Consider the following 7,727-nt stretch of genomic DNA (forward strand, 5'->3'; position numbering starts at 1 on the left):
CAATCGTCTTCAACCGCCGCGCTCGACGCCCTAATGTGGCAATATGTTGTCTGCATAATGCAACGATGCAACCTATCAAAGAATGCGAGAACCCGTGTCCAGTCCGTTTACCAGCTTTTTAGCCCAGCACTTTGACCAGATTAACGACTATCTGGCCACGTTCTTTGACGGACAGGCGACTTCCGCCGATATCGAGCGCTACCTGTATACCCCGCTCTCGGCATTTACGGCAAACGCTGGCAAGCGCCACCGCCCGCTCATCTGCATGCTCGCCGCCGCTGCGGTAGGCGGCAGCTTTGAGAGCGCCCGCAGCGCAGCGGCGGCCATCGAGCACTTTCAGTCGGGCGCACTCATCCACGACGACATCGCCGACAACGGGCAGATTCGTCGCGGCAAGCCCTGCATGCACCTTACCGAGGGCACCGGTCTTGCCATCAACTGCGGTGACCTGGCGCTCACCATGGTCACCAAGACGGTTCTCGACGACCCCACACTCAACGCAGACGTGAAGCTTCGCGTGCTCCACGAGCTTACCGAGATGATCGTCCGTACCATCGAGGGCCAGGCGCTCGACCTGGGCTGGGTCCGCGACGGGCGCTTTGACATTTCGGTCGACGATTATCTGGACATGGCGACGCACAAGACCGCGTACTACAGCGGAGCGACGCCGCTTGCCGCCGGAGCCATTATCGGCGGCGGCAGCGAAGAGCAGATTGAGGCACTGCGCGCCTTTGGGCTGCACACGGGCCTTGCCTTCCAGATTCAAGACGACCTGCTCAACTTGATCGGCACCAAGGAGGCCGCCAACAAGGACTTCCGCACCGATATCACCGAGGGCAAGCGCACCCTCGTTGCCGTGCATGCCCTGTCAGACGAGCGCTATCACGACGAGATCGAGGCAATCCTTTCCTCGGGCACCGAGGACCCTGCGCAGCTCGCACGCGCCGTGGAGATCTTCCAGCAGACCGGCTCCATCGAATATGCTCACGCCTACGCGCTGGACCTGACCGCAAAAGCCAAGGCTGCCATCGAGAACGTTGAGCTTGACCCGCATGCGCGCGAGCTCTTCCTCTCAATGGCAGATTTCTTTGTGGAGCGTCTTAGCTAGCGGGGGTCATAAAACCTGTGGGCAGCGAGTTTGGGTACAAGTTGCTACACTATTGAGTGCATGTTTATAAATTGTCTCGCGTTGTCTATCCGACACACGCTCAAAATAGTACGAATGGTACGCCGAAAGGGGTTCGTTCATGGAACCTATTACCACGGGCATGCAGGGAGCAGCCGTCGAGGACGTCCAGTCCCGCCTTCTGCAGCTCGGCTATACAATCGATGACGCCGAGGTTGTCGACAAGCGCTTTGGCACCACCACCGAGCAGGCCGTCAGCACCTTCAGGCTCGACAGCGGCCTTGCTGCCGGTCATGCCGTCGATATCCCCTGTTGGAGCGCCCTGGTCGACGCCTCGTATAAGCTGGGCGACCGCACTCTGTATCTGCGCATGCCCAATTTCCATGGCGCCGATGTGCAGGCCCTGCAGCGCGCTCTCAACGTTTTGGGCTTTGCCTGTGGCGAAGACGACGGCTACTTTGGTCCGCATACCGAGGCCGCCCTGCAGCAGTTCCAGGAAAATGTCGGCCTGTTTGCCGACGGCATGGCCTTCCAGGACACCTACGCCTACATCAACCGCCTGCACCATGTGTGGGAGGGCAAGCCCTCGGTCACCGAAGCCGAGTCCCGCATCGGTTTTGCTCGCGCCGCCAACGTGCTCGAGCGCTTCCAGATTGCCGTTATCGGTGAGGACCCCATCGCACGCAGCGTTGCTTCGCGCATGTGGAACATCGCCACGGCAACGACCGACAACAGCGGCATGATGCTCTGCGACTCCGAGGTCCCAACCGACGTTGACCTGGTGCTCGAGATCGCAAGCGACGAGCTGCCCGCCGACGCCGCGCCACGCGCCACGATTGCCCTCGCCGAGTGCCACAACCTGGCCCAGCGCATCCGCACCGCCAATGTCGCCGCGCAGCAGAAGCCGGCTCGCATTCGCATTGAGCTCACGGGCATGACGCGCTACAACGGCACCTTCACGGCCAGCGACGCGCAGACGCTCGCCGTACGCCTACTCGATGGCGTTTGCGATGCCCTCGCAGATTAGGTAAACTAGACGAGTTGCTTTTGGGCAACACCACACATTGGGACGTAGTTCAACGGTAGAACTCCGGTTTTTGGTGCCGGCTGTTGGGGGTTCGAATCCCTCCGTCCCAGCCATTAAAACTGAGCGCCCTAAGCCCATAACGGCCCAGGGCGCTTTCTTGTGGGCAAGCGGAGGAATTCGAACCCGCAAGGGTGCGGAGCTGAGGAAACGCGAAGCGTTTTCCAGCGCAGCACGCAAGGAGCGAAGCGACGCAGCGGGGCGCGGCCGCCGCAGGCAGACGCGGTGTCGGCACTTGGGGACGCTCCTAAGTGCCGGCATTATAGGAACGTCCCCAAGTGCCGGCTCGGGACTATTTTCGAGGACCCTCCGAAGGACTGTGGCCAAAAAACGGCAAATATGAGTACTGTTACCGTTGTAGCTACATTATTTTCGTTAATAAAAGAAGATCTTAATGAGATTTATTCGCATCAAGGTCTTCCTTTAATGAACACTTGAGGAGATACGGCAGCTTATCTGCTCGATCGACACGTCAAATCACCTTAAATTTGGTCAAAATTACTGCTACTAAAAGAGTATCAGTACTCATATTTGCCGTTTTTTGGCCACGGCTCTTTATAGACACCCTGTACAGCGACGGTGGTAGATTTCGGAACGTGTCCGTCAGCCCCGTTCCGAAAAGCGAGCCGCATGCAACGGCCAAGCCACGACAGGCCCCGGGAGAGCGGGGACACCGGCTTAGGTTTATCGCGAGTTCCGCACGAACAGGAGGCCACTTAATGTGGCCTCCGTCGTGAGCAGGACTGTAGAGCAGGAAACCTAAGCCGGTGTCCCCGCTCTCCCGGGGCCGGCGGAATTTAGTTGTTCAGCATGCGGTCGAAGCTTCCCGAGTCGCCATCCCGATAGTCGGCGGTCATCAGAATCTCCTGCGGAATGCGCCCGCCCTCGCGTAGCACATTGCGGAACTGCACGCGCGTGACCATGGGCAGATCCTTGATCGTCGCCGCCAAGTTCTGCGGCACGCCCTGGTTGGCAGCCGCGGGCTCGCACTCGCCGCCGGCCTTCACGCGACGCTTATGCTCGGCGAGCATGGCGCGGTACATGCCGGCATGCAGGCGAATCTCAACCACATTGGCATTGCGAGCCTGCTCGACGATGCGCGCGCCCTCGCGGTCGATATCGCCCACGTAGTAGACGTAGTTAAAGCGATAGCCGATCTCGGCCAGATAATCGTCCAGGGCATGCGAGACGCTCGCCTTGCATCCGCCGCCAAAAATCACGCCGCCCACCTTGATGCCAAAGAGCTTAGCGTGCTTGCGGCCGCGCAGGAGCTTGACGATCTCGTCATAGGTGTCCAGGTTCTCGACCATAATGAACGGCTTATCGGCGCCCAGCGTAAAGAAACCCGTAAAGTGCACGGGGCGGTTGGGGGCGACCTTAATCGCCTGCATGCTGATGCCCTTTTCGGTCATACGCCGAATTAGACGCTCGCCGTGCTTGCCGTCAAAAGCCTTCTCGTCGTTAAAAATCTGGTAGGCACGCTGGCGGCGCGAGGCAACCGGCGTATCGGCACCTCGGTTTTGCTCGATCCAAGCCTGGATGATTGCGATTTCCTCGGCAATCTTGCGGTTGGACATCTCGTTGTGCTGAGTGCGCTGCGGAGCCTTTTTGCCGTCCTTGCCCTCGACCTTTACGATCTGTGTCTGCTGCTCCTTGATCTTAGAGAGCGCCGTAGGCGTAGGGACAACTTTGAGCAGCTGCCTGCCTAAAACGCGGGCAAGGGCAAACGCCGATACCTCGCCGTGGACGGCCGACTCGGGCTGCTGGGTAGCACTATCAGCCGCGGCAGGCTCAGCCTGTGCATGAGGCTTACGCTTGGAATCTGCCCGGGTATTACGTTCCTGCTTGGGCGCAGACGAGCGCTTTTGCGGACGATCGGACTTGGCCTCCTTCGCCGGCTGGCGCTTGACCTGATCCACCGGAGTCTCGGCCTTCTCATCTCCGTTTTGTGTCGCTGTCTTCTCGGCCGCGGCCTCGGCATTTGAGCCACGACCGCCGCGGTGACGACGACGGCGGGGCTTGCCTGAGGCGCTCTCCCCCGCCTGCTTATCAGCGGTCTGTTGAGCTTTGACCTCAGTGTCAGCCGCAGGCTGCGACTCGGAAGGTTGCTGCTCGCGAGCCGCCGGCTCAACGGTTTTCTCGGTTTGTTCGGCCTTCTCGGCCTGAGCGGTCGGAGCCGGCTCGCCCTTCTCCTGACGCCTTACGGGATACGCGCGCCTCGCAAAACCACGCCCGGGACGGCATGAACCCGGAGCCTTCTTGGCAGACTCCTCAACATCGTCTGCAGCCTCGGAAGGCTCTTCAACCTCATGCGCGACATCCTGCTGCGCAGCCTTAAAGTGGGCACCACGGCGACGCTGGGGCTCCTGGGCCTCCACGGGCTTTTGCTCCTTCGCGGGCCTCTGCGACTCGGCAGCAACCTCGTTCTCAACAGCCTCGGCATCCGTCTCACCCTTTTGAGCAACGGCACGACGGAAGCGCTCCTGCTGGGCGCGGCGCTGCGCATCGCGCTTGCCACCCCCGCCAAAACCGCCGCGTCCTGCCTTGGCCGTAAAGGCACGCACGACGTTCTCATCGAGCAACTCATCGGTATCGACATGCTCACGCGGAGCAGCTTCTTCCACAGCAGGCACGTCAGCGGAATCCTCGACGACAAAATCTTCGACGGACTCGGCAGGCTGCTCCTGGGCATCGCGGATCTCGACATTGATGGTATAGAACGCCGGGCGCCCGTTAATGCCGCTGCCCTCGATCTTGGTCACGATATTTGCCGCGATAAGCTCATCGCGCATCGCCTTGGTGTCGCATTCCTTATCGACGGAGCGGAAAATCTGCGCCAGCGCGCTCGACTTAATCTTGAGCGCCTTGCGGCAGAGCAGGTCGTAGGCAACCAGCTTGGCGCGCTCGGCAGAAAGCGATGTCTGGCTGCTCAGACGCTCAGCCAGAGCATCGACATTGTTTTGATTATCGGAATATACCGTCTTGGCCACGGGGCCCCTTTCATATGCACACATATACGTCCATATGGTACAACGCACGAGCCTATCCACGCAAAACATCTGCGAGAACGCCCTTGCACCACCTGTTCTCACAAGAAAAAAGACCGGGTCCGCTTGATTGCGGACCCGGTCTTTCCGAGTCAAATAGATGGGAGATTCAACCCGTCCGACCGACTAGGCCTTGGCGGCCTCGGCGTCGGCAGGAGCTTCAGCGGCAGCGGCGCGACCGTACTCGGCCTTGCCCATCTCGGACCACTCGGGCTCCTCATCAGGCATGGAGCCGGCCTCCTTGCCGAAGAACTCCTTGAGGCAGTTGACGGCGACGATGAGGCCCAGGACCATCAGCAGGACGGCGAAAACGAGCTGCAGGCCCTTGGTGGCGGCGACGGAAACGGCGGCCGTGGTGGCGGTAGCCGGGATGGTGCCGAAGAAACCGTAGGCCTGGACGGCGGTCATGCAGCCCATGGCGCTCTGGACCAGCGAGGTGAAGGTGCAGCAGAGCAGGAAGGCGACGGGCACGTAGAGCATCCAGCCCTTGCGGCCGGTGCACTTGCAGAACACGGCGAGGGTGATCATGGTCATACCGCCGAGCAGCTGGTTGGAAGCACCAAAGAGCGGCCAGATGTTGGCATAGCCACCAAAGGCAAGGGCGAGACCGGGAAGCAGGGTGACGACCGTGGCGAACCAGGGGTTGCCGAGAACCTTCATGTAGCCGGCCTTGGACTCGATGGCCAGGGCGTCGTTGGTCTGGGCAAAGAACTCGGAGAACGAGGTGCGGGCGATGCGGGCGACGGCGTCGAGCGAGGTCAGGGCCAGAGCGGAAACGTTCATGGTCATGAAGACGGTAGCGAGCGTACCGTCAACACCGAAGGCCTGCATACCGCGGGAGATGCCAGCGGCGAAGATCTGGAACGGGGTGGAAGCGACACCGGCGTTGAGGGCGCCAGTACCGGCGGTGTTCATATCGGAGAACATGATGCCGGCGACGATGATGGCAAGGATGCCGACGAAGGACTCGACGATCATGGCGCCATAACCGACCTTGACGGCGTCCTGCTCCTTCTCGACCTGCTTAGAAGAGGTGCCGGAAGAAACGAGGCTGTGGAAACCGGAGAGAGCACCACAAGCGACGGAGACAAACAGGACCGGGAACATCATGCCGGAGGCAGTGGAGAAGCCGGTGAAGACCGGAGCGGTGATAGTGGCCTGGCCGTTAACGCCCAGGACGACGATGCCGAGGACAGCGCAGGCGATCATGACGATCATCATGATGGAAGTGAGGTAGTCACGCGGGGTCTTGAGCATCTGGATGGGCATAGCGCCAGCGAAGACCAGGTAGACCATGACGACGGCGAACCACTGGAACTTATCCAGGTAGACCGGGAACTGCATACCGACGGCGAACATGAGAACCATGAGGACCACGCCGGTGACGAACTCGGCGGCACCGGTGAGGTTGAACTTCTTCTGGGCCCAACCAAAGGCGATAGCGACGAAGGTGAACAGGATGGAGATGGTGCCAGCGCAGCCAGCGGCATAGGACTTGGTGAAGTCGATGGCACCGGTGGCAGCGCCAGAAGCGTCAACGACCGAGGTGAACATGAACGTCTTGCAGACCATGTCGGTGAAAGCGGCGATGACGATGATGCAGAACAGCCAGCAGAACAGCAGGAACAGGCGACGGCCAGTCTTGCCGATGTACTTCTCGATGAGCTGAGCGAGCGACTTGCCGTTGTTCTTCATCGAAGCGTACAGAGCACCAAAGTCGTGGACGGCGCCAAAGAAGATGCCGCCGACGAGGACCCAGAGCACGACGGGCAGCCAGCCAAAGGCCATGGCGACGATCGTACCCGTGACAGGGCCAGCACCGCAGATCGAGCTGAACTGGTGCGAGAACGCGGTGAAGGCGGAGACGGGCGAGAAGCTCTTGCCGTCCTTCATGCGCTTGGCCGGCGTGAGGGCCTCTTTGTCAACGCCCCACTTGTTGGCCAGCCAGCGGCCGTAGCCCAGATAGCCACAGGCGAGCACCGCCGCGGCCACAACCATGAGCAAAACTCCGTTCATTACATTTCCTCCTCTAAAAAGAACTTCCTAGACATAAAAAATGAGGGCCGTCGGTTGCGCTCGACGGCCCTCATCTTCATCAGCCGCCCGTTATCGTACGGGCTAGCTGTATGTGCTAACCCGCATCAGATAATTACTACGCTGATAATGTTTAGCTGATGCGTGAACATGTCTAAGAAATCCTCTTCAATCATGATGTGAACGATCCGTGCGTGTTCACATCCCCCAGTGGTTGAAAAGGAGTATGAAACTTTAGTTACCTAAAGTCAACGCAAATTTGTAATGGATTTTCAACTTTTTTGAATTTCTCGTTATAAAACGCCACTGACCTCGGACTTTACCCAACAAAAGTTTTTGCATGGGAGATACCCCTCGGGAGCCGCGGGAGCCGGGCGGCGCATATGAACTTTCCTGCTCTACAGTCCTGCGCAAGACGGAAAGCACATTAAGTGCT

Annotated in this window: 5 protein-coding genes and 1 tRNA gene; 3 read left to right on the top strand and 3 right to left on the bottom strand. The window is 59.8% G+C overall.

Annotated elements, in window-relative coordinates; all coding sequences use genetic code 11:
- The first annotated feature begins 94 nt into the window (after window positions 1-94).
- The 3 genes from DWZ15_RS08945 (at window position 95) to DWZ15_RS08955 (ending at window position 2,266) form a co-directional block, all read left to right on the top strand.
- Window positions 95-1,108: a polyprenyl synthetase family protein gene (locus DWZ15_RS08945; RefSeq protein WP_118450555.1), complete on the top strand. Its 1,014-nt coding sequence runs from the start codon at window positions 95-97 to the stop codon at window positions 1,106-1,108.
- 139 nt (window positions 1,109-1,247) lie between these two features.
- Window positions 1,248-2,153 carry a peptidoglycan-binding protein gene (locus DWZ15_RS08950; protein ID WP_187361857.1) on the top strand — a complete coding sequence of 302 codons (906 nt, stop codon included), beginning with the start codon at window positions 1,248-1,250 and terminating at the stop codon, window positions 2,151-2,153.
- 38 nt (window positions 2,154-2,191) lie between these two features.
- Window positions 2,192-2,266 (top strand) — tRNA-Gln (locus DWZ15_RS08955).
- A 741-nt stretch (window positions 2,267-3,007) separates the two neighbouring features.
- On the opposite strand, the gene DWZ15_RS08960 is transcribed toward DWZ15_RS08955, so the two are convergent.
- The 3 genes from DWZ15_RS08960 to DWZ15_RS10745 form a co-directional block, all read right to left on the bottom strand.
- A complete protein-coding gene (locus DWZ15_RS08960) occupies window positions 3,008-5,200 on the bottom strand; it encodes a hypothetical protein (protein ID WP_158572522.1) in 2,193 nt (730 codons plus the stop codon).
- 183 nt (window positions 5,201-5,383) lie between these two features.
- Window positions 5,384-7,273, bottom strand: a complete 1,890-nt coding sequence (locus DWZ15_RS08965) for a carbon starvation protein A (RefSeq protein ID WP_118450559.1) — start codon at window positions 7,271-7,273, stop codon at window positions 5,384-5,386.
- Window positions 7,274-7,525: 252 nt separating this feature from the next.
- Window positions 7,526-7,727, bottom strand: a 202-nt coding sequence (locus DWZ15_RS10745; RefSeq protein ID WP_233544760.1) for a hypothetical protein, incomplete at its 5' end; no start/stop codon positions are given.

It is taken from the genome of Collinsella sp. AF29-7AC (genome assembly GCF_003475665.1).
GTDB lineage: Bacteria > Actinomycetota > Coriobacteriia > Coriobacteriales > Coriobacteriaceae > Collinsella.